General features: G+C 68.0%; 24 protein-coding genes. 18 read left to right on the top strand and 6 right to left on the bottom strand.

The features are described from left to right. Nucleotides 1–255 precede the first annotated feature (255 nt). Nucleotides 256–513 (bottom strand): hypothetical protein, encoded by a 258-nt coding sequence (locus tag MVA01S_RS31340; protein WP_144033027.1) that lies wholly within the window; start codon nt 511–513, stop codon nt 256–258. Nucleotides 514–661: 148 nt separating this feature from the next. On the opposite strand from MVA01S_RS31340, the gene MVA01S_RS17725 reads away from it, so the two are divergent. Then, entirely contained in the window at nt 662–1,522 is an 861-nt protein-coding gene (locus MVA01S_RS17725; protein WP_003929028.1) for an alpha/beta fold hydrolase, read from the top strand. A gap of 38 nt (nt 1,523–1,560) precedes the next feature. Here the strand turns inward: MVA01S_RS17725 and MVA01S_RS17720 are convergent, their stop codons facing one another. Further along, nucleotides 1,561–3,174, bottom strand: coding sequence for a flavin-containing monooxygenase (locus MVA01S_RS17720; RefSeq protein ID WP_040540149.1), 1,614 nt, complete (start codon nt 3,172–3,174; stop codon nt 1,561–1,563). A 128-nt stretch (nt 3,175–3,302) separates the two neighbouring features. Between MVA01S_RS17720 and MVA01S_RS17715 the strand changes: the two genes are divergently transcribed. The 5 genes from MVA01S_RS17715 to lipP1 all read left to right on the top strand — a co-directional run bounded on the left by MVA01S_RS17715 (nt 3,303) and on the right by lipP1 (nt 8,598). Continuing rightward, on the top strand, nt 3,303–4,337 hold the full coding sequence (locus tag MVA01S_RS17715) for a ferredoxin--NADP reductase (protein WP_003929030.1): 1,035 nt from the start codon (nt 3,303–3,305) through the stop codon (nt 4,335–4,337). 69 nt (nt 4,338–4,406) lie between these two features. Beyond that, on the top strand, nt 4,407–5,597 hold the full coding sequence (locus tag MVA01S_RS17710; protein ID WP_003929031.1) for an acyl-CoA dehydrogenase family protein: 1,191 nt from the start codon (nt 4,407–4,409) through the stop codon (nt 5,595–5,597). Nucleotides 5,598–5,605: 8 nt separating this feature from the next. Continuing rightward, complete coding sequence (gene bphC, locus MVA01S_RS17705) at nt 5,606–6,514, top strand: biphenyl-2,3-diol 1,2-dioxygenase (RefSeq protein WP_003929032.1); 909 nt, start codon at nt 5,606–5,608, stop codon at nt 6,512–6,514. Nucleotides 6,515–6,772: 258 nt separating this feature from the next. Beyond that, nucleotides 6,773–7,648 carry an IclR family transcriptional regulator gene (locus tag MVA01S_RS17700; protein WP_003929033.1) on the top strand — a complete coding sequence of 292 codons (876 nt, stop codon included), beginning with the start codon at nt 6,773–6,775 and terminating at the stop codon, nt 7,646–7,648. Further along, nucleotides 7,645–8,598 carry a LipP1 family hormone-sensitive lipase gene (lipP1, locus tag MVA01S_RS17695; RefSeq protein WP_003929034.1) on the top strand — a complete coding sequence of 318 codons (954 nt, stop codon included), beginning with the start codon at nt 7,645–7,647 and terminating at the stop codon, nt 8,596–8,598. Before MVA01S_RS17700 ends, lipP1 begins: the two co-directional genes overlap by 4 nt. Here lipP1 and MVA01S_RS17690 read toward each other — a convergent pair. Next, nucleotides 8,541–9,779, bottom strand: a complete 1,239-nt coding sequence (locus tag MVA01S_RS17690) for an NADH:flavin oxidoreductase (protein WP_040540265.1) — start codon at nt 9,777–9,779, stop codon at nt 8,541–8,543. The two genes, lipP1 and MVA01S_RS17690, sit on opposite strands and share 58 nt — an antisense overlap. Before the next feature lie 100 nt (nt 9,780–9,879). On the opposite strand from MVA01S_RS17690, the gene MVA01S_RS17685 reads away from it, so the two are divergent. Then, nucleotides 9,880–10,221 carry a hypothetical protein gene (locus MVA01S_RS17685; RefSeq protein WP_003929036.1) on the top strand — a complete coding sequence of 114 codons (342 nt, stop codon included), beginning with the start codon at nt 9,880–9,882 and terminating at the stop codon, nt 10,219–10,221. Then, nucleotides 10,214–10,843 (top strand): Dabb family protein, encoded by a 630-nt coding sequence (locus MVA01S_RS17680; protein WP_003929037.1) that lies wholly within the window; start codon nt 10,214–10,216, stop codon nt 10,841–10,843. Before MVA01S_RS17685 ends, MVA01S_RS17680 begins: the two co-directional genes overlap by 8 nt. A gap of 9 nt (nt 10,844–10,852) precedes the next feature. On the opposite strand, the gene MVA01S_RS17675 is transcribed toward MVA01S_RS17680, so the two are convergent. After that, a complete protein-coding gene (locus tag MVA01S_RS17675) occupies nt 10,853–11,740 on the bottom strand; it encodes an SDR family NAD(P)-dependent oxidoreductase (RefSeq protein WP_003929038.1) in 888 nt (295 codons plus the stop codon). Further along, nucleotides 11,737–13,659: a flavin-containing monooxygenase gene (locus tag MVA01S_RS17670; RefSeq protein WP_003929039.1), complete on the bottom strand. Its 1,923-nt coding sequence runs from the start codon at nt 13,657–13,659 to the stop codon at nt 11,737–11,739. Before MVA01S_RS17670 ends, MVA01S_RS17675 begins: the two co-directional genes overlap by 4 nt. Before the next feature lie 117 nt (nt 13,660–13,776). On the opposite strand from MVA01S_RS17670, the gene MVA01S_RS17665 reads away from it, so the two are divergent. The 10 genes from MVA01S_RS17665 to MVA01S_RS17620 all read left to right on the top strand — a co-directional run bounded on the left by MVA01S_RS17665 (nt 13,777) and on the right by MVA01S_RS17620 (nt 24,630). Next, nucleotides 13,777–15,339 (top strand): acyl-CoA synthetase, encoded by a 1,563-nt coding sequence (locus MVA01S_RS17665; RefSeq protein ID WP_003929040.1) that lies wholly within the window; start codon nt 13,777–13,779, stop codon nt 15,337–15,339. 207 nt (nt 15,340–15,546) lie between these two features. Continuing rightward, entirely contained in the window at nt 15,547–16,611 is a 1,065-nt protein-coding gene (locus MVA01S_RS17660; RefSeq protein ID WP_086006021.1) for a zinc-binding dehydrogenase, read from the top strand. Between the two features lie 19 nt (nt 16,612–16,630). Beyond that, nucleotides 16,631–18,052 (top strand): aldehyde dehydrogenase family protein, encoded by a 1,422-nt coding sequence (locus MVA01S_RS17655; protein WP_003929042.1) that lies wholly within the window; start codon nt 16,631–16,633, stop codon nt 18,050–18,052. A 35-nt stretch (nt 18,053–18,087) separates the two neighbouring features. Continuing rightward, nucleotides 18,088–18,870: a crotonase/enoyl-CoA hydratase family protein gene (locus MVA01S_RS17650; RefSeq protein ID WP_003929043.1), complete on the top strand. Its 783-nt coding sequence runs from the start codon at nt 18,088–18,090 to the stop codon at nt 18,868–18,870. Further along, nucleotides 18,870–20,021 (top strand): acyl-CoA dehydrogenase family protein, encoded by a 1,152-nt coding sequence (locus MVA01S_RS17645; protein WP_003929044.1) that lies wholly within the window; start codon nt 18,870–18,872, stop codon nt 20,019–20,021. The genes MVA01S_RS17650 and MVA01S_RS17645 overlap by 1 nt, the downstream gene beginning before the upstream one ends. After that, the gene (locus MVA01S_RS17640; protein WP_003929045.1) at nt 20,018–21,037 is read left to right on the top strand and encodes an acyl-CoA dehydrogenase family protein; all 1,020 of its coding nucleotides are present in this window, start codon (nt 20,018–20,020) and stop codon (nt 21,035–21,037) included. Before MVA01S_RS17645 ends, MVA01S_RS17640 begins: the two co-directional genes overlap by 4 nt. Nucleotides 21,038–21,100: 63 nt before the next feature. Next, nucleotides 21,101–21,577 (top strand): nuclear transport factor 2 family protein, encoded by a 477-nt coding sequence (locus MVA01S_RS17635; protein WP_003929046.1) that lies wholly within the window; start codon nt 21,101–21,103, stop codon nt 21,575–21,577. Next, nucleotides 21,570–22,448: an SDR family NAD(P)-dependent oxidoreductase gene (locus MVA01S_RS17630; protein ID WP_003929047.1), complete on the top strand. Its 879-nt coding sequence runs from the start codon at nt 21,570–21,572 to the stop codon at nt 22,446–22,448. The genes MVA01S_RS17635 and MVA01S_RS17630 overlap by 8 nt, the downstream gene beginning before the upstream one ends. A 13-nt stretch (nt 22,449–22,461) precedes the next feature. Next, the gene (locus MVA01S_RS17625) at nt 22,462–23,418 is read left to right on the top strand and encodes an alpha/beta hydrolase (protein WP_003929048.1); all 957 of its coding nucleotides are present in this window, start codon (nt 22,462–22,464) and stop codon (nt 23,416–23,418) included. 135 nt (nt 23,419–23,553) lie between these two features. Continuing rightward, complete coding sequence (locus MVA01S_RS17620) at nt 23,554–24,630, top strand: hypothetical protein (protein ID WP_003929049.1); 1,077 nt, start codon at nt 23,554–23,556, stop codon at nt 24,628–24,630. A 114-nt stretch (nt 24,631–24,744) separates the two neighbouring features. On the opposite strand, the gene MVA01S_RS17615 is transcribed toward MVA01S_RS17620, so the two are convergent. Further along, nucleotides 24,745–25,102 (bottom strand): HNH endonuclease signature motif containing protein (locus MVA01S_RS17615; protein ID WP_169801759.1); only part of this gene is annotated, 358 nt, incomplete at its 5' end.

Below are 25,102 nucleotides of genomic sequence, written 5' to 3'. Positions count from 1 at the left end.
CGGCCGTGACCATCGCGATCAACATCCGACTGATTGCCTTCATGGATCTCCCCTTGTTGTCGACGGCTTACGCCGTCGACTGTCGTGCCTGGCTGGATTCGGGCGAGCTTCCGGACTCGGATGGGCGATGACCCCGAGGAACCTCCTCGATTCGCTTTCTCACGTGGCCTTAAGTCGCACCTAACGTAGGTCATATCGAACGGATGCGCGTGCCGCGCTACAGCTCGAAGCCGAAACTCACAGCCACCATCCAGCCTATTTGCGAAAACAATTACGCTGGCGGCTCCAGAAATCTTTGATAAGGCTGCTACCAGCATGAACACTCAGTCCACGATCATCGATTACTGCACAAATTTCGCCAGTTTTACCCAGCGAAAGAATTGACGGCAGGGTAAACCCTGTGAATTTCTTTCGAAAGCAATAAATCGTGTTGCCGTTCCCCGGCTCGCACGCCATTACCGGCGCCCGTAATGGACGTTTGATCGTGCGATCGGCAGCGGCGTTCACGGCCATCGGCTGGTTTAGATGTGGTGGTGGACGGCGATCGATCGCTACACGGTCGTCCGCTGCGCGCCGCGGGTTCGGCCGACATTGTGTCGGTACGGTGCCACTCACCGGAACCCTGGTCGTCGCGCGGCAGGCGATGAGGTGCAATCACAGGATGACAGTCGACTACCACGAGACCTTGCGTGAGATCAGCACGCCGTCCGGCGTGCTGCGCTATCACGAGGCCGGTGACGGGCCTGCGCTGTTGCTGCTGCACGGTTCCGGCCCGGGAGTGACCGGATGGCGCAACTATCGGGGCAACCTGGAAGTGTTCGCACAGCGCTATCGCTGCCTGGTGCTGGAGTTCCCCGGTTTCGGCGTCAGCGACGACTTCGGCGGGCATCCGATGCTCGACGCCCAGGGGGCGGTCGTCACCTTCGCCGACGCGCTGGGATTGGACCGGGTGGATGTGATCGGCAATTCAATGGGCGGCGGGGTCGGCATCAACTTCGCGATCAACCACCCCGACCGCATCGGCAAGCTGGTGACCATCGGGGGAATCGGCACCAACATCTTCACCCCCGGACCGAGCGAGGGCATCCGGTTGCTGCAGGAGTTCACCGAGGACCCCACCCGGCAACGCCTGATCGACTGGCTGCGCTCGATGGTCTACGACCCCGCCCTGGTCACCGACGAGCTGATCGAGGAACGCTGGACGCTGGCCACCGATCCCGACACACTCGCCGCGGCACGGCGGATGTACGGCAAGGCTGCCTTCGCAGCGATGATGGCGATGATGCGCAAGGCCGACGTCCCGATGCCGTGGGCCACGATGCACAAGGTGTCCGCGCCCACGCTGCTCACCTGGGGGCGCGACGACCGGGTCAGCCCGCTCGACATGGCGCTGGTGCCGATGCGCACGATCCCGAACGCCGAGTTCCATGTGTTCCCGAACTGCGGGCACTGGGTGATGATCGAGGCGAAAGCCGCGTTCGAGCGGACGGTCCTGGCGTTCCTCGCCGGGGACAGCGCTTAGGTCTGCGCGCGCCGGCCTGATCGGTCGGCGCGCTCGCGCTACGGCGCGTCGATGAGGTTGAACCCCTTGTATCCGGCGGCAGCGACCTCGGCGCAGATGTCGAGATAGACACCGAAGCCGCCGATGAAGAGCATGAACACTCGCGGCTTACCCGGCACGTTGGCACCCATGTACCAGGAATTGGCCCGCGGGAAGAGGGTGCCGTCGGCCCGCCGGTTGCATTCGGCGATCCAGTTGTCCACCGCCTCGGTACCGGCCTCGATCGCGGCGAGGTCGTGCTCGTTCAGGTAGGCGATCGCGTCGGCGATCCAGTTGATGTGCGCCTCGGCGTGCAGCACCATGTTCGCCAGTACCGCCGGTGCGCCGGGACCCGACACCAGGAACAGGTTGGGAAAGCCGTCGACGCCGAGACCCAGGTAGGTGCGCGGACCACCTGACCAGTCGTCGACCAGTCGCTGCCCGTCACGCCCGACGATGTCGATCTTCGCCAGGGTTCCGGTCAGCGCGTCGAACCCGGTGGCCAGCACGATCGCATCCAGCGCGAAATGCTCACCGGTGGTGTTGACACCGGTGGCGTCGACGGAGGTGATCGGGGTGTCCCGGACACTGACCAACCTCACGTCGGGCCGGTTGAACGTCTGGAAGTAGTTGGTATCGGTGCAGATCCGCTTGGTGCCGATCGGATGGTCAGAGGGGATCAGCAGGTCCGCCACCCGGGGGTCTTCGATGACTGCCCGGATCTTCTCCTCGTAGAACTTCCGGGCCTCGTCGTTGGCTTCGAGGTTGATCATCTGATCGGAGAACGTCTTCGAGAACAGCACACCGCCGAGCTGCCAACGCTTCTCGAACGCCGCACGGCGCTCTTCGGGGGTGGCCTCCATTGTCAGCTTCGGGTGCGCCACGTGGGGCGAGCCGCCCCCGCTACGCCAGGACATCCTCCGACGCTCGGCGTAGGTGGCTTTCGCGTGGGCGACCTCGTCGGCCGACAGGTCCCGATTACCCGCAGGCACACTGTAATTCGGTGTCCGTTGGAACACCACGAGGCTGTCGGCCTGTTCGGCGATGATCGGGATCGACTGAATTCCCGACGAACCGGTGCCGATGACACCGACCCGCCTACCGGTGAAGTCGACGCCGTCGTGCGGCCAGTCGGCGGTGTGATAGATCTCGCCGCCGAAGGTGTCGAGCCCCGAGATGTCGGGCGTCAACGGCGACGACAGTGGGCCGGTGGCCATCACCACGAACCGCGCGCTGACGCTCTCGCCGCCGTCGGTGCGCACCGTCCACCGCAGCGTCCCCTCGTCCAGCACCGCGGAGATCACCCTGGTGTCGAAGGTGATGCCGGAGCGCAGGTCGAGCCGGTCGGCGACCCAGTTGATGTACTTCAGGATCTCGCCCTGGGTGGCGTACTTCTCCGTCCACGTCCACTCCTGCTGGAGTTCGTCGGAGAACGAGTAGCTGTAGTCGAGGCTCTCGACGTCACATCGCGCGCCCGGGTACCGGTTGAAGTACCACGTCCCGCCGACCTCGGGGGCCGCCTCGAACACCCGCACCGACCATCCCTGCGCCCGGAACTTGTGCAGGGCGTACAGGCCGGCAAATCCCGCGCCGACCACGACGACATCGACAGAACTCTCAGCCGCGCTACTCACGTGCTGAACGTTAGGACCCCGGCACCGCGCCGCCGCGGACGTCTCCCGGTCAACGGTCACCGGGATTTCGTCCCGTCCACTGGTAACGCCGTCACACCGCCGACGGGTCTGAACCAGGATGGTCGCTCATGAGCTCTGCGTCCCGCGCCGTCCCGCTGACCGTCACCGCCGTCATCGAGGAATGCCCCGACGCCAAGTCACTGGTTCTCGCTGTTCCCGACCAGCACAGGGAGCGGTTCGGCTACCGGCCCGGCCAGTTCCTCACACTGCGGATCCCGAGCGAGCGGACCGGTTCGGTGGCGCGCTGTTACTCACTGGCCAGCTCACCGCACACCGACGACGCCCCGAAAGTCACCGTCAAGCGCACCGACGGCGGCTATGGATCGAATTGGCTGTGCGACAACATCTCTGTCGGCGACATCATCGAATCCCTGCCCCCGTCAGGCATTTTCACCCCGAAGGAACTCGACGGGGACTTCCTGCTGTGGGCCGCGGGCAGCGGCATCACACCGGTCATGTCGATCTTGAAGTCGGTCCTCGCCGCAGGCACCGGCCGGGTGGTGCTGTGCTACGCCAACCGGGACGAGAGCTCGGTGATCTTCGCCGCCGAGCTGCGTGACCTCGCAGCGCGCCACGCACCACGACTCACGGTGCTGCACTGGCTGGAGTCCGTACAGGGGTTGCCGACCCGCACACAGCTCAGTAGTTTCGCCGGGCTGTTCGCCGGCTACCGGTCCTTCATCTGCGGACCGGCCCCGTTCATGGCGGTGGTCAAGGACACGCTCACCGAGGCCGGTATCCCCCGCGACCACATCCATCTGGAGATCTTCCAGTCCCTGGAAGGCGATCCGTTCACCGACGTTCCGGTCGCCACCGTCGCAGACGACGGCCGCGCTGCCGACGCCGAGGTCTCCATCGACGGAGAGGTCCACCGACTGCGCTGGCCCGTGGGCGGCAACCTGGTGGACACGATGCTCGCGGCGGGCATCGAGGTGCCGTACTCGTGCCGCGAGGGCAACTGCGGATCCTGCGCCGCCACCCTCGTCGGCGGCGAGGTGGACCTCGGCGAAGCGACGATCCTGGAGGCCGACGACATCGCCGACGGCCTGTTTCTGGCATGCCAGGCCCGCCCGCTGTCGGACACGGTGCACGTCGAGTTCTGACCCGGTGAATCACGTCCGCTGACCGGGAAACCGCCACCGGGCGGGGGCCTGACGCGGCACCATCGAACCATGACGCAACGGGTGATCGACCGCATCGCGGATCTGGCCGACCAGATCCGGGAGCAGGCCGTGGAGGCCGAGAAGATCGGCAAGCTCACCGATGACACGGTGAAGACGATGAAGCAGGCCGGGTCGATCCGGCTGCTGCAACCCAAGTCGCACGGCGGTCTGGAGGTTCATCCGCGGGAGTTCGCCGAGACGGTGATGGCCACTGCCGCGCTGGATCCGTCCGCCGGCTGGATCAACGGCGTCGTCGGCGTCCACCCCTACCAGCTGGCCTACGCCGATCCCCGTGTCGGCCAGGAGATCTGGGCCGACTCAGAAGGTGGAGTCGACACCTGGGTGGCGTCGCCCTACGCCCCGCAGGGTGTCGCGGTGCCCACCGACGGCGGCTACATCTTCACCGGGCGGTGGCAGTTCAGCTCCGGCACCGATCACTGCGACTGGATCATCCTGGGCGCGATGGTCGGTGACACCAACGGTAAACCGCTGATGCCGCCCCAGATGCTCCACATGATCCTGCCCCGCAAGGACTATCAGATCGTCGAGGACTCCTGGGATGTGGTCGGCCTGCGCGGCACCGGCTCCAAGGACGTCATCGTCGACGGCGCCTTCGTGCCCTCCTACCGGACCATGGACGGCATGAAGGTCATGGACGGCAGCGCCCAGCGGGAGGCCGGGATGACCGAGCCGCTGTACCTGATGCCGTGGTCGACGATGTTCCCGCTGGGTATCTCCTCGGCCACCATCGGCATCGCCGAGGGGGCGCTGGCCGCCGCTCTGGACTATCAACGCCAGCGCGTGAACTCCAGTGGGGTGGCGATCAAGGACGATCCGTACGTCATGTACGCGATCGGCGAGGCGGCCGCGGACATCAACGCCGCCCGCCAGGAGCTGCTGGCCAACGCCTGCCGCATCTACGACATGGTGGCTGCCGGCACCGAGGTGTCGTTCGAGGACCGGGCGGCCGGCCGGCGTACCCAGGTGCGTGCGGTGTGGCGCGCGGTGTCCGCCGTCGACGAGATCTTCGCACGCTGCGGCGGCAACGCGGCGCGCATGGACAAACCGCTGCAACGCTATTGGCGTGATGTCCACGTCGGTCAGGCACACGCCATCCATGTGCCGGGGACCGTCTACCACGCCTCAGCGCTGAGCTCACTCGGGGTGGATCCGCAGGGCCCGCTTCGGGCGATGATCTAGGAGTTGCCATGACGCTGATCAAGAGCCTCGGCTATGTCACCGTGCAGGCCACCGATATGGTGCGGTGGCGCCAGTTCGCTTTCGACGTACTGGGTTTCGCCCAGGGCAGCGGACCCGATCCGGATGCGCTGTACCTGCGGATGGATGAACGGGCCGCCCGCGTCATCGTGACCCCCGGCGACACGGACAAGATCGTGACCGTCGGGTGGGAGGTGCGCGATCATGCCGCCCTCGAGGCCGTCAAACGTGCGCTCGAAGGCGCCGGCACCCCGTTCGAGGAGCTGTCGCCGGCCGAGGCCGACCTGCGCAGGGTCGAAGAGGTCATCGCGTTCCGGGACCCGGCCGGCACCTCACTGGAGGTCTTCCACGGGGCGGTGCTCGATCACAGCCCCGTCGTCACGCCGTTCGGGGCGAAGTTCGTGACCGGCGATCAGGGGCTCGGGCACGTCGTGCTGCCCGCGATGGACGTCCACGGGGTCTTCGAGTTCTACACCGGGGTACTGGGATTCGTGTCCCGTGGCGCATTCCGGGTTCCGGCCCCACCCGAGTTCGGTCCGATTCGCGTGCGCTTCCTCGGCGTCAACCAACGTCATCACAGTCTGGCGCTGTGCCCGTCCGCCACGCTGCGCGACCCCGGTCTGATCCACCTGATGGTCGAGGTCGACACGCTCGACGCCGTCGGGCAGGCACTCGACCGGATCGCCAAGGACGGCTTCCAGCTGTCGTCCACCCTGGGTCGGCACACCAACGACAAGATGGTGTCGTTCTACGTGCGGGCCCCGGGCGACTGGGACATCGAGTTCGGCACCGACGGCATGCGGGTCGACGAAACCTGGTACACCGCGGAGGAGATCACCGCCGACAGCTACTGGGGCCACCAGTGGGTCGACGACCTGCCCGCAGCCATGCGCCCGTGAGCACCGGCTCGCCGGACGTCTGACCCCTACCTGCAGGACAACACCGCGGACCAGACGCCCCGCGGTCGCTGCGTGGTGCCGCCGCGAGCGGCCGCACGCTGAAATCTCCCGTCCCCCGGGCAGCACCACGCCGTCCGGGGTCGGAGTGTGCCGCAGGCAATGTTTGCCTCATTCATGTGACAGCACACACACCGATGTGGTACCTCTATATGACCAATAGGCATATGCCTATTAGAAATATGACCTCGGAGGTTCCCGATGACCGTGACCGTCGACCACCCCGTGTCCGCTGCCGCCAAGGCCGCCCCCGAAACCCCCAGCGCCGTCATCGACCGGGTGTCGCTGGTGCTCGACGCGTTCGACGGACCCGGCCGGCTCACGCTCGCGCAGATCGTGCGGCGGACGGGTCTGCCCAGGTCGTCGGCGCATCGCATGCTGGAACGTCTGGTCCAGCTGCGCTGGCTCCGGCGCAACGGCCGCGACTACGAGCTGGGCATGCGGCTGGTCGAACTCGGTTCGTTGGCCGTCCATCAGGACCGCCTGCACAAGGCGGCGATCCCGATGCTGCACGAACTCCACGCCGCGACCGGGCTGGTCGTGCACCTCGCGGTGCTCGACGGTGCCGACGTCGTCTACATGGAGAAGGTCGGCAACCGGATGACCGCGGCCCTTCCCACCCGCGTGGGGGGCCGTCGGCCCGCTCACTGCTCCGCGGTCGGCAAGGCGATACTCGCCTACGCCGGCGACAGGGACCAAGACGTTCATGAAGCGGACCTTCTCCCGCGACTGACCAAGTACTCCATCTCCACGCATGCCCAGCTGCGTACCGAACTGGCCAAGGTGCGCTCGCACGGCATCGCGTTCGACCGCGAGGAGTCGGTACCGGGCTTCGGGTGCGTCGCCGCGCCGATCGGCGATCCCGGCCAGGCGGCCGCGGCGGTGTCGGTGTGCGGTCCGATGAGCCACATGAAGTTCGACCAGCGCCTCGTGGCTCCCGTGCGGATGGCGGCGATGCGCATATGGCGGGCAGTCGAAGGCGGGCCCACCCGCGTGGCCCCCACCCTGCAGCAGGCGCGCCCGCTGCGCGGCGGCCCGGTCGCGCGCCCCGGCCACCCCACCATGCAGCCCGCATGAGCCTCGACCCGCAGATCGCCGCGATCATCGAGGCGCTCGACTCCGGCTTCCCCCCTGTCCACACGATGACCGGCGAGCAGGCCCGCGCCGTCATCCGCTCCCGTTTCGTCGCGCCTGCCGAGCCCGAGCCCGTGGCCTCCGTCGAGGACCGCACGGTACCGGGCCCGGCCGGGCCGGTGCCCGTACGCGTCTACCGACCGCACGCCAGAGCCGACGGACCTCTTCCCACAATGGTTTTCGCGCACGGCGGCGGGTGGGTGTTCTGCGATCTGGACAGCCACGACGGGCTGTGCCGGGCCTTCACCAACGGGATGTCGGCAGTGGTGGTGTCGGTGCACTACCGCCGCGCCTCGGAGGAGGGCCGGTGGCCGGCGGCCGCCGAGGACGTCTACGCCGTCACCGCCTGGGTCGCCGCACACATCGACGAGTTCGGCGGCGACGGGTCGGCGGTGCTGGTCGGCGGCGACAGTGCGGGGGGCAATCTGGCCGCCGTCACCGCGCTGATGGCCAGGGACCGCGGCGGGCCCGCCCTGGCTGCCCAGGTCTTGCTCTACCCCGTCATCGCGGCCGATTTCGACACGGCGTCCTACCGACAGTTCGGCGAGGGGTTCTACAATCCCCGGCCCGCCCTGCAGTGGTACTGGGACCAGTACGTGCCGTCCGTCGAGGACCGGCGTGACCCGTACGCCTCACCGCTGAGCGCCGAGGACTTGTCCGGACTGCCGCCTGCCATCGCGGTGGTCGCGGGGCACGACCCGCTGCGCGACGAAGGGCTGGCCTACGTGGAAGCGCTGGAGACAGCGGGCGTGCGGACCGTGTGCCGGTATTTCGAAGGCGGCGTGCACGGCTTCATGACGATGCCGTCATTCGACATCTGTCAGCGCGCCCGCACTCAGGTCTGCGCGGACGTCGCCGATCTGGTCGCGGGCATCGGAGCGACCGCGCCGTAGCGCTGGTCGGGATCCAGCACGCAGTGCGTGCGCCCGAACACGGTGACCATGCACCTGTTGTTGTGATTACACCGGCTGCGTACCCCGGAGTCGGCGATCATGCTGTTCACCAGATCCGGCTCGCGCAGCAGCGCCCGACCCATGGCGACGAATCCGAACCCTTCGCGCATTCCGGTCTCGATGTGTTCGCGGTTGGTGATGCCGCCGAGCAGTATCAGCTTCGTGTTCTTCATGACGGGCACGAATTGCCGTGCCGCGGAAAGCATGTAGAGATCCTCGTACGGATAGCTGCCCATCACGGACTTGCCCATCAGCCGCACGCCCGGACGCAGCAACGGGGGCATCACCGCGGCGAACTCGCGAACCGGCACGTCACCGCGGAACAGGTACATGGGCCGGTACACCGACGACCCCTGGGTCAGCTCGAGCGCGTCCAGTGCGCCGTCGGCGTCCAGCAGCTGCGCAGTGCGCAGGGCCTCGTCGATCCAGATGCTGCCGGGCAGGCCGTCGTCCATGTCGAGTTTGGCGATCACCGCGATGCGGTCACCGACGACCTCCCGCACCCGGCGCGCGATCTCGCGCACCAGCCACGAGCGATTGTCGATGTCGCCGCCATACTCGTCCTTACGGCGGTTGATCAGCGGGCTGAGGAACGAGCTGGGCAGGTAGAGATGTCCGAAATGCAGTTCGACGGCGTCGAATCCGGCATCGACGGCGATCTGCGCCGCCTGCCCGAACTGGTCGATCACCACTGCGATCTCGTCGCGGCGGATCTCGCGGCAGTACGCGAATGACGTCGGATTCACGAACCGGCTGGGTGCCACCGCGGTGACCCCGGTCAGCTTCTTGGGCGCCACCACGCCGGCATGACCGAGCTGTGCCGAGACCGCCGCCCCCGCATCGTGCACGGCGTCGGTCAGCCTGCGCAGCCCGGGAAGCGCGGCCCGGTTCATCACAATCTGCCCGGGCGCGCTGGCGCCGTGCTCGGAGACGCAGCAGTACGCGACGGTGGTCATCCCGACGCCGCCCTCGGCGAAGCGGCGGTGGAACTCGATCAGGTCGTCGGTCACCGTACCGTCGGGTGAACGCCCCTCCGAGGTGGCGGCTTTGACGATTCTGTTGCGTAACCGCACCGGTCCGAGGCCGGCGGGCGCGAACGCATCCGGAATGAGGTCGCTCATCACGCTACCGTCGGGCACATGGACGGGACCGTCAACGGCGGTATCCCGATGGCCGGGATCGAAGCCGCAGACCCGCAGGGCCATCCCTAGTCTCGCTCCCATGCCCGAGGTCTTCGTCATCGACCGGGTGGTCACCCGCCCCGGATGCGCCCGCGAGTTCGTCGACACCTACCTGGACGGCTACGCCCCCGGCGCGCGACAGCGAGGCATGACGCTGCGCGACGTGTTGGTGTCCCCGCCGATCTGGTTCGACGACGAGCCCAACACCGTCACGATCACCTGGACGCTGCCCAGCGCGCAGGCGTGGTGGGAGATGACGTGGCAGGGCCGGCCGGACCCGTCCCTGGGCGCATGGTGGGACGGGGTGGCCCACCTGATCGTCGAGCGGGAACGCAACGCCGCCGCGGGGTACGCCGACGTCGAGCGGCTCTGCGATGTATAACGTCACCCGGCTCATCGACGTCGCCGAGACCGAGCGGCACCGCGTGCAGGAGGCACTGCAGGAACTGGCCGAGCAGTGCGGTGCGTCGCGGCATCTGGTCGCGCCGACCCTGCCGGGCAGCCGGAACGGCGGTGATCTTCTGCTGCACCTGCGATTCGACGACGCCCGGAACTGGTCGGCGGTGGCCGACCGGTTCGACGAGGCGCTGCACGATCCGGCCGTCACCCGGGTCAACGGGGTGGGCTATCACGGTCTGCCGCAGACCATCTCCGACCGTGCCCCCGGCACCGTCTATCGGACACTGTTGTTGCGCGTCGCACCCGGCACCGGCGCAGACACCCTGTCTCGTTTCGAGGCGGACCTGAAGTCGCTGCCCGGGTTCGTCTCGACGATCAGTGCGTGGCAGCTGAGCCGGCCCGACCACACCATCGGGGTGTCGGAGTGGACGCACGTGTTCGAGCAGGAGTTCACCGATGCCGACGGCATCATGGGCGCCTACCTGATGCATCCGATCCACTGGGCGGTCGTCGACCAGTGGTTCGACCCGGAGTGCCCGAATGCCATTGTCCGCGAACGCGTCTGCCACAGCTTCTGCCTCGACAGCACCTGGGTGCTGCGCTGAGGCGGTCTGCTACAGGCCGGCCGGCAGGATGTTCGGGTTCGCGGTGGCCGGCGGCTCCAGGGGCGGCAACTCCGTGGCACCGTCCAGAGTGTGCACCGGCAACCGCTGTGACCACGGGTAGTGCAGGCTGAACGCGACCAGACCCGTACGCACAGACGCCGGCAGGTGGCACATCGCCAGCACCGTCTCGGCCAGATACTCCACGGGCTCGGTGGGAAAGGTGTCCGGAATCAGGCTCGCGGCGCCCGGGGTCCGGACCGCGCTCGACGGACCGACCACGTTGACGGCGATGTTCGAGTCGAGCAGCTCGGCGGCCACTCCCTGGGTGAACCGGTGCAGGGCGGCCTTCATCGACGCGTAGATGACGTCACCGGAGGACTTGTTGTATTCGCGGTAGGGCCGTGCGGGGGCCAGCCCGGTCACCGATCCGATGTTGACGATCCAGCCCGCGCCCTGGCGTCGCATGTGCGGGACGGCCTTCTGGGTCAACACGAAAGGCGTGCGCACATAGTGTTCGACGGTGCGCTCGAAGGTGTCCATCGGCATGTCTGCGACGACCGAGTAGTCGGCGTAGCCGGCGTTGTTGACCAGGATGTCGATCCGGCCGGTCTGTGCCACGACCTGGTCGACCAGGCCGGCGCGGGCGTCGGCGTCCTCCAGATCGCAGGCGATGCCGAACGCCTGCCCCCCGGCTGCCTCGATCAGGGCGATCGTCTCTCCGATGGTGCCGGGCAACTCCACCTGCTCCCCCGCCCGGGTGGACGGCGACGGCCGGTAGGACCTCGCGGTGACAGCCACCGTGGCACCTTCGGCGGCCAGCCGCTGTGCGATGGCCCGGCCGATCCCCCGGCTGCTACCGGTGACCAGAGCCGTTCTGCCGCTCAACAATTCACTCACCGGAGTTCGAGATCCTCTTCGTTCGGGGTGCGATGGCTCTGCCACACGTCGATGAGCCGGAACGGGAACGCCGTGACGATGCGCCCGCCGCCGGAGCGGTAGTAGGTATGCGCGGTCGGGGTGTGACACCACACGGTCTGCGCCATCGTGTCGTCGATCTGGCGGACGTAGTCGGTGAACGCCTGCGGTGTGACCTCCAGGGTGGCGGCCTTGCGCTGCGCCATCAGCTGCAGGCACTCCATCACGTAGTGCACCATCACCTCGACACCGAAGTTGTGACCGGCACCGTGACCCGGGCTGTAGTTCGGCGCCGAGGAGATGAACATGTTGGGAAAGCCCGGCACGAGTCCGCCGCGGTAGGCGGCCGGACTGTCTCCCCAGACGTCCTTCAGTGGCAGACCGTCGCGGCCGCGGATGTCCACGGTGGACAGGAAGTCGAGGTGATAGCCGGTGGCGTAGATGATCACGTCCAGGTCGATCTGTCTGCCGTCGGCCGTGACGATGCCGCGTTCGTTGACGCGGGCCGGTTCGGCGGCTTCGACGTCGACGTGGTCGCGGGTCAGGGCCGCGTAGTAGCCGCCGGGGTCGCGGATGATGCGCTTGCCGTACGGCGCGAAGTCGGGCGTGACCTTCTTCGCCAGTTCGGAGTCCTTGCCGAATGTCCGATCGATGTAGTCCAGGCACAGCCGGAGCAGGACGTCGTTGGCCGGCGAGATCGACAGGTGCTCGGCGGCCCATTCCGGATCGCGCACGATGACCGGATAGTTGTTGTCGGCGGTGCCCCAGAACGACTTCAGCCGAACCCAGTTGGCGTAGAACGGGACGTGGGCGTTGAGCCAGCGCCGGTGTTCGGGGACATCGTCGGTGAGGCGTTTGCGTGGCGCCACCCAGTGCGGTTGACGCTGGAAGACGGTGAGGTGGTCGACTTCGTCCACGCACGCGTCGACGATCTGGACGGCGGTGCAGCCCGCGCCGATGATCGCGACCTTCTTGCCGGTCAGTGACAGATCGGGATCCCACTGCGCCGAGTGGATGCTGACGCCGCCGAACGACTCCCGGCCCGCGAGGTCGGGCCACCGCGGCCGGTTCAGGTATCCGGCGGCCGGGATCACCACGTTGGCGTGGTGCACTCCGCGGGTGCCGTCGGCGGCCCTGGTGCGGATCTCCCACATCGAGCGCTGCTCGTCCCAGGTCAGCGCCTCGACCTCGGTGCTGAACCGGATGTGGTCGCGCAGGGAGTTCTTGTCGGCCACCGACTGCAGGTATCGCTGGTACTCCGCGCCCTGCGGGTAGTAGCTCGTCCAGTCGCCGTTGATGTCGCGCGACAGCGAGTAGTACGCCGACGGGGTGTCGACGCCGATGCCGGGGTAGACGGTGGTGTACCAGGTGCCGCCGACCTCGTCGTTGCGGTCGATGATCTCGTAGTCGATCCCCGCCGCAGCGCATTCCAGCGCCGCTGCCAGACCGGCGATGCCGGCGCCGACGATCACCACCTTGAACCCGTCGGGCAACGTCGCGGTGCGGGGCAGCACCGGCTGCGAGGGGTGGAACCCGCCCTGCTCCAGCAGCAGCCCGAGGTATTCGTCCCCCACCTCGGCGCCCAGCGCCAGTGGCGCGATGCGCCCGAACAGTGCGGGGTCGTCGAACCGCAGTCCGTGGTCGGGACGGGGAGCGGCCACCGCCGCGGCCACCTCGTCGACGAGCTCGTCCAGGGTGTCCGGGTCGGTGGCGCCGATGATCTCGGGCGGGTCCGGCACGAACGAGATGCGCGGTGCGTACCGCTCGACGACGCCGGGGTCACCCCGCAGCTGGGCCAGCACCGCGACCAGGATCCCGGCGTCGGCGCGGCGCAGGTTGGCCCTCATCTCGTCCGGGTCGAGCGTCCCGTCCGCAGCTGCCACGGTCACACCGGTCGTCATGATCCTCCTCGGGTCCGGCGTCGAGTATGTGACCGCGGCGTCGGGCCGGCAGGGCCCTTGTCCACCGAGCGGGACGCGATCCGCCGTTCGTCGCGGCGCGGCACGTACTGTCCGGGTATGGACGACCTGCAGGCCGTACTCGCCTCGGCGCGCAGCCACGCCCTCGGCGACATTCCTCGGCGGCCGGCGCGCAAGCATCCCGACAAGCTCGCGGTCATCGACGGTGACGTGGAGTTGACGTTCGGCGAGTTCGAACATCACGTCGACCGTGCCGCTGCCGCGCTGTCCGACAACGGTTTCCGTCCTGGCGACCGGTTGGCGCTGCTGGCGCACAACTGCTGGCAGTACGCGGTTCTGGCGTTCGCCACCGCACGGGCCGGGGTGGTGCTCGTGCCGGTCAACTTCATGCTGACCGCTGAGGAGATCGCGTTCATCCTGGACCACAGCCGGGTGAGTGGTTTCATCGCCGAAGCGGACCTGGTGCCGACGGCGACCGAGGCCATGCGGCTCGGCGGCCAGGTCCGGACCACAGCCGCGCTCGTGCTGACCGGCCAGTCCCTTCCGGCGGGTTGGACCGACTTCGCACAGTGGACTCAGACCACGTCGAGTGCCCCGGCGCCCCACATCGACGACGATCAGCTCGTCCGTCTGATGTACACCAGCGGGACCGAGTCACATCCCAAGGGCGCCATGCATTCCAGCCGCAGCCTGATGGGCAACTACATCAGCTCGATCATCGCCGGGTCGATGGAAGGCACCGACGTCGAGATCCACTCGCTGCCGCTCTATCACTGCGCGCAGCTGGACAACTTCCTCATCACCGATGTCTATCTCGGCGCCACCAGCATCATCCTGCCCCGCCCCGATCCCGAGGCGGTGCTGCGCGGCATCGAAAAGCACGGGGTGACGAACTATTTCGCACCACCGACAGTGTGGATCTCGCTGTTGCGCTCCCCTGTGTTCGACCAGGTCGACCTGTCGAGTCTGCGCAAGGGCTATTACGGCGCGTCGGCGATGCCGGTCGAGATCCTGGCCGAGATGCGCGAAAGGTTGCCCAATCTGCGGCTGTGGAACTTCTACGGCCAGACGGAGATGGGGCCGCTGGCCTCGGCGCTCGGCCCAGACGAACAGGATGCCCACGCCGGGTCGGCGGGCCGCCCCGTGGTCAATGTCCAGACCGCCATCCTCGACGACGACAACACTGCGGTCGATGCCGGTGTGGTGGGCGAGATCGCGCACCGCAGCCCACATTTGATGCTCGGCTACCTCGACGACGACGCCAAGACCGCCGAGGCCTTCCGCGGCGGCTGGTTTCACTCCGGCGACCTCGGCTACTACGACGAGCACGGCCTCCTGCACGTAGTGGACCGCAAGAAGGACATGATCAAGACCGGCGGCGAGAACGTCGCCAGCCGTGAGGTCGAGGAAGTCATCTACCGGCACCCGGCCGTCGAAGAGGTCGCGGTGTTCGGCATCCCGCACCCGGTGTGGGTGGAAGCGGTCGTCGCTGCGGTCGTGCTCCGCGACGGTGTCGAGGTCACCGAGGACGCGCTGATGACTCACTGCCGCGCCCACCTCGCGGGTTTCAAGACACCGAAGCAGGTGTTCTTCGTCGACGCGCTGCCCAAGAACCCGAGCGGCAAGCTGCTCAAGCGCGTTCTGCGGGAACGCTTCAGCTAACCGGGCGGGGCGCCCGAGTATGCCACCGGGCGGGACGCCCGAATATGCCACTGTGCGGGATCGGGTACTCCCGTCGGATCGCGGCACCGTTACGGTCACGCAGTCGCGACGGTCCGCTGTGTCGTGGAAGCGCTTATCAGCGAGAGGATTTCAGCCGTGAGCCATGCACCGTTCCAGGGCCGGATCGCCCGTTTCGACCAGCCGGGCATGCCCTTCGAGATCGAGACGGTCACGCTGCCCGACATCGGTCCGGGCGAGATCCTGGTCCAGGTCACACGCGCCAACATCTGCGGGTCCGACGTCCACGCCTGGCACGGCTCGTTCGCCACCCGGGGACTGGGCGGGCAGCTGCCGACGGTGCTGGGCCACGAAATGGTCGGTGTCATTCACGCACTCGGCGACGGCGTGCGTGCCGACTCCAACGGTGCGCCGCTGACCCCGGGAACGCGGGTGGTCTTCCCGTACTTCTTCTGCTGTCACACGTGCCGCAACTGTCTGGCCGGGCGGCGCAACGCGTGCCTGAACCTGAAGATGGCCATGCTGGGCCGGGCCGACGAGCCGCCCTACTTTGTCGGCGGCTACGCCGACTACTTCGTGCTGCCGGCCGGAGCGGTGCTCTACACCGTGCCCGATTCGGTGTCCGACGAGATCGCCGCGGGTGCCAACTGCGCTCTGTCGCAGGTGATGTACGGGCTGGAGCGGGTGGACCAGCAACTCGGCGAGAACGTCGTGGTCCAGGGTGCGGGGGCGTTGGGCCTCTATGCCGTTGCGGTGGCCAAGGCCCGCGGAGCTGGCAAGGTCATCGCGATCGACGGCGTTCCGGAGCGGTTGGAGCTGGCCACCGCGTTCGGCGCCGACGCCGTCATCGACATCACCGAGACCACCGACAAGCAGCGGTCGAAGATCGTGCGGGAACTCACCGACGGACAGGGCGCCGACGTCGTGGTCGAGGTGGTCGGCCACCCGGCGGCCATCGACGAGGGCCTCAAACTGCTCGGCCAGTTCGGCCGATACGTCGAGATCGGCAACATCAGCATCGGCAAGACGTTCGAGTTCGACCCGTCGCGGTTCGTCTTCGCCAACAAGACGATGGTCGGGGTCTCGCTCTACGACCCGGCGGTGTTGTCCCGCGCGCTGGACTTCCTCGCCGAGCACCAGCACACGTTGCCCTTCGACCGGCTCGCGACAACCGCCTACTCCCTGGACGACATCAACACCGCCTTCGCCGCCGCGGCGGACAAGCGCGACGTCCGCGCCAGCATCGTGCCCTGACCCCACCGACGGAGAACCCTTGAGCATTCACGACTACCACCGCACCGAACTGTTCATCGACGGCGGATGGGTGTCCCCGCACGGCACCGAGGCCATCGAGGTGGTCGACCCGGCCACCGAGCAGGTGATCGGCACGGTACCCAGCGGGTCCGAAGCCGATGTGGACGCCGCCGTCGGCGCGGCCCGACGCGCATTCGACCCGCTGATCAGCGTCGCCGAGCGCCGCGATCGTCTCGATGCGGCGATCAGCGCGATGGAGAAGCGTCTTCCCGACATCGCCGAGACCATCACCAGCGAAATGGGTGCGCCGGTCCGAATCGCGCAGTCGGTTCAGACGCAGGTGCCGCTGGCGGTGGCGCGTGCGTTCTCTGATACGTTGGCGCACTTCGAGTTCGAGGAGCGCATCGGAAACTCGCTGGTCGTCCGCGAGCCGTACGGCGTGGTCGCGGCGATCACGCCGTGGAACTATCCGCTGTACCAGGTGGTGGCCAAGGTCATCCCTGCGATCGCCGCCGGGTGCACGGTCGTGCTGAAACCGAGCAACGAGGCCCCGCTGTCGGTGTTCGAGTTCGTCGAAGCGCTCGCCGACGCCGGGCTGCCACCCGGTGTGGTGAACCTGGTGTCGGGCCCCGGCAGGGTGATCGGCGAACGGATGGCCGCTCATCCCGACGTCGACTTCGTGTCGTTCACCGGATCGACCGGAGTTGGCAGCCGGGTGGGTGAACTGGCAGGCAGAACCGTCAAGAAGGTGGCGCTGGAGTTGGGCGGCAAGTCCGCCAACGTGATCCTCGAGGGCGCCGACCTGACCGCGGCGGTGAAGGTCGGCGTAGCCAACGCGTTCCTCAACGGCGGACAGACCTGCATGGCCTGGACCCGCATGCTCGTGCCCCAGTCGCGATACGGCGAAGCACTGGAGATCGCCGAGGCCGCGGTATCGAAGTACACCGTGGGCGATCCGTGGCATCCCGGCACCAGGATCGGGCCGTCGGCCTCGGAATGCCAGTACCACAGCGTGCTCGGCTTCATCGAGCGCGCGCAGCGCGACGGCGCCCGCCTGTTGACCGGCGGTGCCGAGAAGGTCTCTGACGCTGGCTACTTCGTCGCGCCGACGGTGTTCGCCGACGTCGACCCCGACTCCGAGCTGGGACAGGAGGAGGTCTTCGGTCCCGTGCTGGCCGTCATCCCGTTCCGCGACACCGACGACGCGCTGGCGATCGCCAACGGCACACCCTACGGCTTGTCCGGCGCGGTCTGGGCCGCCGATGACGACACCGCGATCGCGTTCGCACGGCAGGTGCAGACCGGTCAGCTCGACATCAACGGCGGGAAGTACAACCCGGCGGCACCGTTCGGCGGGTACAAGAAGTCGGGCATCGGCCGCGAACTCGGCAGGTTCGGCTTCGAGGAGTACCTGCAGGTGAAGTCCCTGCAACTGCCTTGACATCGAACGAACTCCACAGAAGCGAGAGAGCACCCATGGACACCCCCAGTCCACTGATCGTCGACACCGACGGCGCGGTCGCAACATGGACCATCAACCTCCCGGACGTCGGGAATGCGATCACCTCAACCGATTTCATCGCCGCCTTCGAATCCGCGGTCGACGCGGTCAACCGGGACCTCACCGTCCGGGCGGTGATTCTCACCGGAACGGGCAAGATCTTCTCGGCCGGCGGGAACGTCAAGGAGATGGCCGACCGTCAGGGCATGTTCGGTCTGGACGCAATCGCCCAGCGCTACGCCTACGTCGACGGCATCCAGCGCATCCCCCGCGCGCTGGCCCGGCTGGAGGTCCCCGTCATCGCCGCGGTCAACGGCCCGGCGATCGGGGCCGGCTGCGACCTGGCCACCATGTGCGACCTGCGGGTGGCGTCCGAACGTGCCTCGTTCGCCGAGAGTTTCGTACAGATCGGGCTGGTACCCGGCGACGGCGGAACCTGGTTCCTCCAGCGCGCGATCGGCTACGAGCGGGCCGCCGAGATGACACTGACCGGCGACCGCATCGACGCCGCCACCGCATTGGAATGGGGGCTGGTCAGCTGCGTGGTCCCGCACGAGCAGTTACTCACGGCCGCAGGAGATCTCGCCGCCCGTATCGCCAAGAACCCGCCGCACGCCCTGCGAATGGCCAAGCGGCTGCTGCAGGAGTCACGGACCGGCGCACTGGAGTCCACGCTGGGCATGGCTGCGGCCATGCAGCCGCTGGCGCATCACGACGCCGAGCACGAGGCGCGGATCAGCCGGTGGCGGACCACCTGATGACCGGCTCGCGCCTGGTTCCCCCGGCAGTGGCCGGCCACACCGGCACCGCGGCGCTGCGCGCCGATGTGCGCGCCTTCCTGGCCGAGCAGTCGTCGGCGGGCACGTTCACCCCGTCGGTCGACGCCTGGCTGTGCGGCTGGGACGAGACCTTCACCGCGGCACTGGCCGAGCGGGGCTTCCTCGGCATGACGATTCCCGAGGAGTACGGCGGCCGCGGTCGCTCACACATCGAGCGCTTCGTGGTGACCGAGGAGTTGCTCGCGGCGGGCGCACCGGTGGCCGCGCACTGGATCGCCGACCGCCAGATCGTGCCCGCGCTGCTCAAAAACGGCACCGATGCGCAGAAGCGGGAGTTCCTCCCCGAGATCGCCGCCGGCCGGTGCTTCTTCGGCATCGGGATGAGCGAACCGGATTCGGGCTCGGACCTGGCCAGCGTGCGCACCCGTGCCACCCGGGTGGACGGTGGATGGTCGCTGACCGGTACCAAGGTGTGGACCTCCGGGGCGCACCGCGCGCACGCCTTCATCGTGCTCGCCCGCACCGCCCCCGTCGACCCTGGACACCGGCACGCCGGTCTGAGCCAGTTCATCGTCAGGTTCGACGGCCCCGGCGTCGAGGTCCGGCCCATCGTGTCGATGAACGGCAGCCACCATTTCAACGAGGTGATCCTCAACGACGCCTTCGTCGCCGACGACATGGTGTTCGGCCAGATCGGCGACGGTTGGCGCCAGGTCACCTCCGAACTCGGGTTCGAGCGCAGCGGTCCCGAACGGGTGCTGTCCACGTTCCCGCTGCTGGCCGCCGCCGTCGGGGACATGGCACAGCAGCCGTCGGCCCACGACCCCACCGTGGGCGCCCTGGTCGCCAGAATCGCTGCGCTGCACCACATGTCGGCCGCGGTGGCCGGCGCGCTGGAACGTCACGAACCGGCCGACGTGCCCGCCGCGGTGGTCAAGCTTCTCGGCACCCTCACCGAGGGTGACATCGCGGACTTCGCCGACCTGCGCTGCGGCGACGAAACGGCCACCGGGCCGGCGCTGCGGACGCTGACCACCACTGCGGTGGATCAACGACCGGGCTTCACGCTCCGCGGCGGAACCACCGAAGTGCTGCGCGGCGTGATCGCGCGAGGATTGGGGCTGCGATGACCGTCGATCCCGAGTTGGTCGCGATGATGGACGCCGTCCTGGCCACCCACCGCGAGAAGAATCCGGCCACCGGCGCGCCCGGGCGCGACCCCGCACTGTGGGACACCCTGGAGCGCCTGGGTCTGGTGCGGCTGACCGGCGCCGCCGACGCCGGGGGCAGCGGCGCAGGGTGGCCGGAGGCCGCCGAGCTGCTCTCCGCGGCGGTGCGGCACGCCGTCCGGGTGCCGCTGGCCGAACACGATCTGCTGGCCTGCTGGCTGCTCGAGGCGACCGGGTGCCCGGTCGACAGCGCTGCGCGCACGGTGTGTGTGCTCGATGACTCCGGTAGCGCCGCTGCGGTGCCGTGGGCGTCCACCGCCGAGAAGGTGGTGGTGGCGTGGTCCGACAACGGCGAGTATCACCTCGCCGACACCGGGGTCGACGATCTCCGAATCACCCCCGGCACCAACACGATCGGCGAGCCCCGTGACACCGTGACCGCAGATCTCACCGCGCTCGCACCACGCGCGGTCGACGTGGACACCGCGCTGATGTCGCAGCTGCGGCGCAAGTCGGCCCTGGTGCGGTCGATCCAGGTCTGCGCCGCACTGGATGCCGGTGTCGGCCTGGTGATCGCGCACACCGCGTCCCGCGTCCAGTTCGGCCGTCCGCTGTCCCAGTTCCAGGCAATCCAGCACCTGGTCGCCGACGCCGCCGCCGAGGCGGCCCTGGCGCGGGCAGCCACCGAGGCCGCGCTGTCCGCCGCGCTCGCCGATGACTGGTCGGCACCGCGCCTGGACTTTCTGGTGGCCGTGGCGCGCTCCTGCGCCGGGCACGCGGCGTCCGTGGTGGTCCGCAACGTCCACCAGGCGTTCGGCGCGATCGGCACCACCATCGAACACCCGTTGCACCTCTACACCCGGGCAGCGCTGGCCTGGCGTTCGGAATTCGGGTCGGTGCGGTACTGGGACGAACAGGTGACGCACCGCGCGATCGCCGCCGGGCCGCACGGGCTGTGGCCACTGATCGCCGACTGAGGTGTTCCCGCTGACCGGGCGACGGTGTGTCGCCGCGCACACGGTGACGGTTCACTCGTCAGCATGACCAACGAGATCACGCTGCCCGAGATCCAGGAGTTCATCGCCAGTTTCTGGTACCACTACGACCAGGGCGAGTTCGACGCGCTGAGCGCCTGGGTGGCCGACGAGATGCAGTACCTGAGCCGCTCGGACTCCGGCAACTGCCCGTTCGAGGAGCTTCTCGCCGCCGAGGTGCACGGCGGCCCGGAGACGCTGGCCTGGCTGAGCAAGCACCGCGACGAGAATCCCTATCCGCTCCGGCATCACGCCACCAACCTCTTCCGTACCGGCACCGACGGCGAGGTCACCACGGCCCGCTTCTACCTGTACGTCAACCAGGTCACCAATAACGTGCCGTTCGACGTGTCCTCCGGGGTGGTCGACGTCGGCATCCGGCGCGCCGGTGACGGCCTGCAGCTGACGTCGATGAAGGTCATTCTCGACGCCGAGGACTCGATTCCGTTTGCAGAGCATCGGGCGAAGTCTGCGCATGAGTAGTGCACGGGACACCTTCGGTGGCGGCGTCGCCGTCATCACCGGGGCCGGTGCCGGTATCGGCGCCGGCCTGGCCCGGCACGCCCACCGCCTCGGGATGACGGTCGTGCTGGTCGACGTCGACGGGCCCGCGATCGCCGCACTGCGCGACGAATTGACCGACGACGGCGGTACCGCCTACGCCGAGACCTGCGACGTGCGGGACGCCGAGGCGATGGCCGCACTCTCCGAGCGCATCTACCGGGACGTCGGCCCGGTGCGGTTGCTGATCAACAACGCCGGCGTCGAACAGTTCGGCTACCTGTGGGACACCCCGGTGGCCAACTGGCACCGCGTGATGGACATCAACATCAGCGGTGTCTTTCACGGCGTCCGCGCGTTCCTGCCCCGGATGATCGCCGCCGGCCTGCCCGCCTGGGTGTGGAACCTCTCCTCGATCGGCGGAGTGGCCGCGGTCCCGCTGCAGGCGCCGTACATCGTCAGCAAGCACGCGGTGCTTGCATTGACCGAATGTCTGCGCCTTGACGTCGAATTGGCCGGCCACGGCGACGTAATCCGGGTGCAGGCCGTGCTGCCCGGAGCCGTGAAGTCGAACATCTTCGAGACCGCCGGTGGCGTCGATCCCGCCGCCACGGGTGCTGATGTGGAGGCGGCCGAGTCCCAGCGTGCGGCCATGCTCGACATCAAAGCCGCCGCAATGGATCCGGTCGAAGCCGCCGAGGTGGTGTTCGAGCAGGCCGCGGGGGGTGCGTTCTATCTGCTGACGCAGCCGGACTACGTCTCATCGGCAATGGCCGAACGGGCCGACGTGCTGAGAACGCAGACACCGCCGCAGCTGCGCACGAAACGCCGCTTCGACCCGGCCAGGCACTGAGGGGCGCGCCGCGATGCCTCACCGGCCCGCACTCGACCCCGACGCGGCAACCCGGGTCGCCGCTTTCGGCCCGCCGGTCCCGATCCGGGATCAGGGACTGCAGTCGGTACGCGATGCACTCGAATCAGCGCCTCTGCCCGCCGATATGCCGGCGATGGCCGATATCGACGACACCGAGGTGGCGGGCCCCGGCGGACCGGTTCCGGTCCGGATCTACCGACCGGAGGACTCCGACCGACCCGTACCGGTGATCGTCCACCTGCACGGCGGCGGACTGGTGATGGGTTCCAACCGCTCTTTCGAGCCGATGGCCAGGGCGCTCGCCGCGGCCAGCGGCGCCGCCGTCGTGGCCGTGGACTACCGGTTGGCGCCGGAGTATCCACCGCCGGCACAGTTCGAGGATGCGTGGGCGGTGACCCGATGGGTCGCCGCCGGCGCGGAACGACTCGGATTCGACGGCAACAGGATCGTGGTCTCGGGAGACAGCGCCGGCGGGGGCCTGGCCGCGGCGGTCACGCTGGCCGCCCGTGACGACGGCAGCTTCCGGTTGTTCGCCCAGGTGCTGATGTATCCGGGGCTGGACCGCGACATGGCGGCGCCGTCGGTACTGGCGAATATGAACGCGCCCATGCTGGTTCACGACGACATCGTCTATCTGCACGAGCTCGCCGATCTCGGCGCGGGCTCTGCGCACGACACCCGGCGGGTACCGGCCTACGCCACCGATCTTGCCGGGCTGCCGCAGGCGATCGTGGTCACCGCCGAACTCGATCCGATCACCGACTGGGGCGAACGCTATGCCGGCCGGTTGCGCGACGCCGGCGTACAGACCACGGTCACCCGCTATCCCGGCATCTACCACGGATTCCTCATGCGGTCGGAGGCCACCGGCCGGGGCCGGCTGGCGATGGCCGAGATCGGCGCGTTGCTGCGCGCCAAGTTCGCCCACCCTCTTCTTTTCGACACCTGAGCTGTTCGACATCTTCAACTGCCGACCAACCTCCCGATGGACGGACATATCCGGTCCGGACATCGTTGGCGGAAATCACAATTGACCGCAGTAACGGCGCATCCACGCCGGATCCCGAGAAAAGGAGTGCCCGTGATGCTCACCGACGAACGGCGCATGGAGCTGTCTGACATCCTGCGCCCCGTGGCGCCCCCGCGCGAGGTCGACAACGTCTACACCGACGATCAGCGGCAGCGCCTGCTGGATGTGGTGCGCAAGGACGCGCCCTGGAAATTGATCATCGCCCAGCACTTCTCGTCGCCCGAGGAGCTGATGGCGACGATGAGCGGGCAGTTCCCCGAGGGCTTCACCCCCACGCTCGATCTGTTCCTGACACCCACGTTCCGAGGACATCTCGCCAACTACGGCACCCTCCTCTACCCCGAGCTGCACGACTGCTTCTACAACGCGCAGTTCCTGGACGAAGCGAAATCGTACTGGGGTGCCGAGTACGCCAAGCCGCAGATGATGCTGTTCAACATCAACGGCCCGTGCTGCAACCGCGACCCCGGTCATCTGGATTCGCCGAGCTTCCGCGGTGTGCGGTACGAGAACGCACCGACCTGGCTGGTCAGTGTGATGGGCAAGTCGGGGTTGTTCACCGATTATCTGATCAAGATGGCCCAGGTGATCACCTGGTTCTCCCTCGATGAGGGCAGCGGGTTCACCTACTGGCCCGACGGTCCGCTGAAGGCCCCCAAGCGGGTCCTGCCACCCGTCTACAACCGTGGCGTGGTGGTGCAGAACGAGATGCTGGTGCATCGCGGTGAGGCCAACGGCCCACTGGATCAACAGGTTCCGCCGGGTCTGTCGTTCGACACGGTGTTCGCAGGCGACCCGGAATCCCGCGACCACTGGGTGCTGCGCAACGGTGACGACGTCATCGCCCGTCACCACACCGACGAGCTCCGGTTCCTGGTGCACTGGTCGGCGGAGGTGTACTCCGATTACGACGAGCTGAAGAAGAACATGGACCACTCCGATGACCTGACGATCGACAAGGCCATCGACATGATGGTCGACGATCTGACCAAGAAGGGCATCAAGATCGACATCCCGACTGCGCCGCTGCATGATCCGGCGTTCATCGGCGCATTGAACGCCGCCTACGACCTCGGCGGCCCGGCCATCTACCCGGAGGAAGCACCGCTGAGCGCGTTCGTCATGTCCTGACCGCGGGCCCTGGACGGGCAGCCCACGGTTCGCCACCGCGCGCGGCCACCGCGCAGAGCGACTCGCCGTCTGGGAGAACCGCTATCCCGCCTACGGGTCGTGGTTCTGTGTCCGTCAGGCCGCCCGGCCGTCCGGTGGTGCGGGTCCGCCGGGCTGGTCGGGATCGCCGGTCGGCCGAGGGGCGTCCGGCTCGGCGTCGCGGACCTGGCTGCCCGGAGCGGGATTCTCAGGTTCCGGCTCCTCGGGTGGTCGCAGGAGTCGTTCGGGGCGGTGGTAGTTGTTGAGCCTTGCCTGCTCCCGGTCCAGCTGCGGTGGTGGGTCCCATTCGACCTCGCAGCGCTGGTTCATCCGGGTGGTCCAGCCGCCGTTCTCGTCGACGGAGCGGTTGTGCGGCCCGCAGGCCAGACCGAGTTCGTCGACGTTGGTGTTACCGCCGTTGGCCCAATCAGCGACCACGTGATGGACCTGGGAA

The organism is Mycolicibacterium vaccae NBRC 14118 = CIP 105934 (genome assembly GCF_001552715.1).
Classification (GTDB): Bacteria; Actinomycetota; Actinomycetes; order Mycobacteriales; family Mycobacteriaceae; genus Mycobacterium; species Mycobacterium vaccae.
The sequence above is the reverse complement of the archived record's forward strand: the minus strand, read 5'-3'. Positions and strand labels throughout refer to the sequence as shown.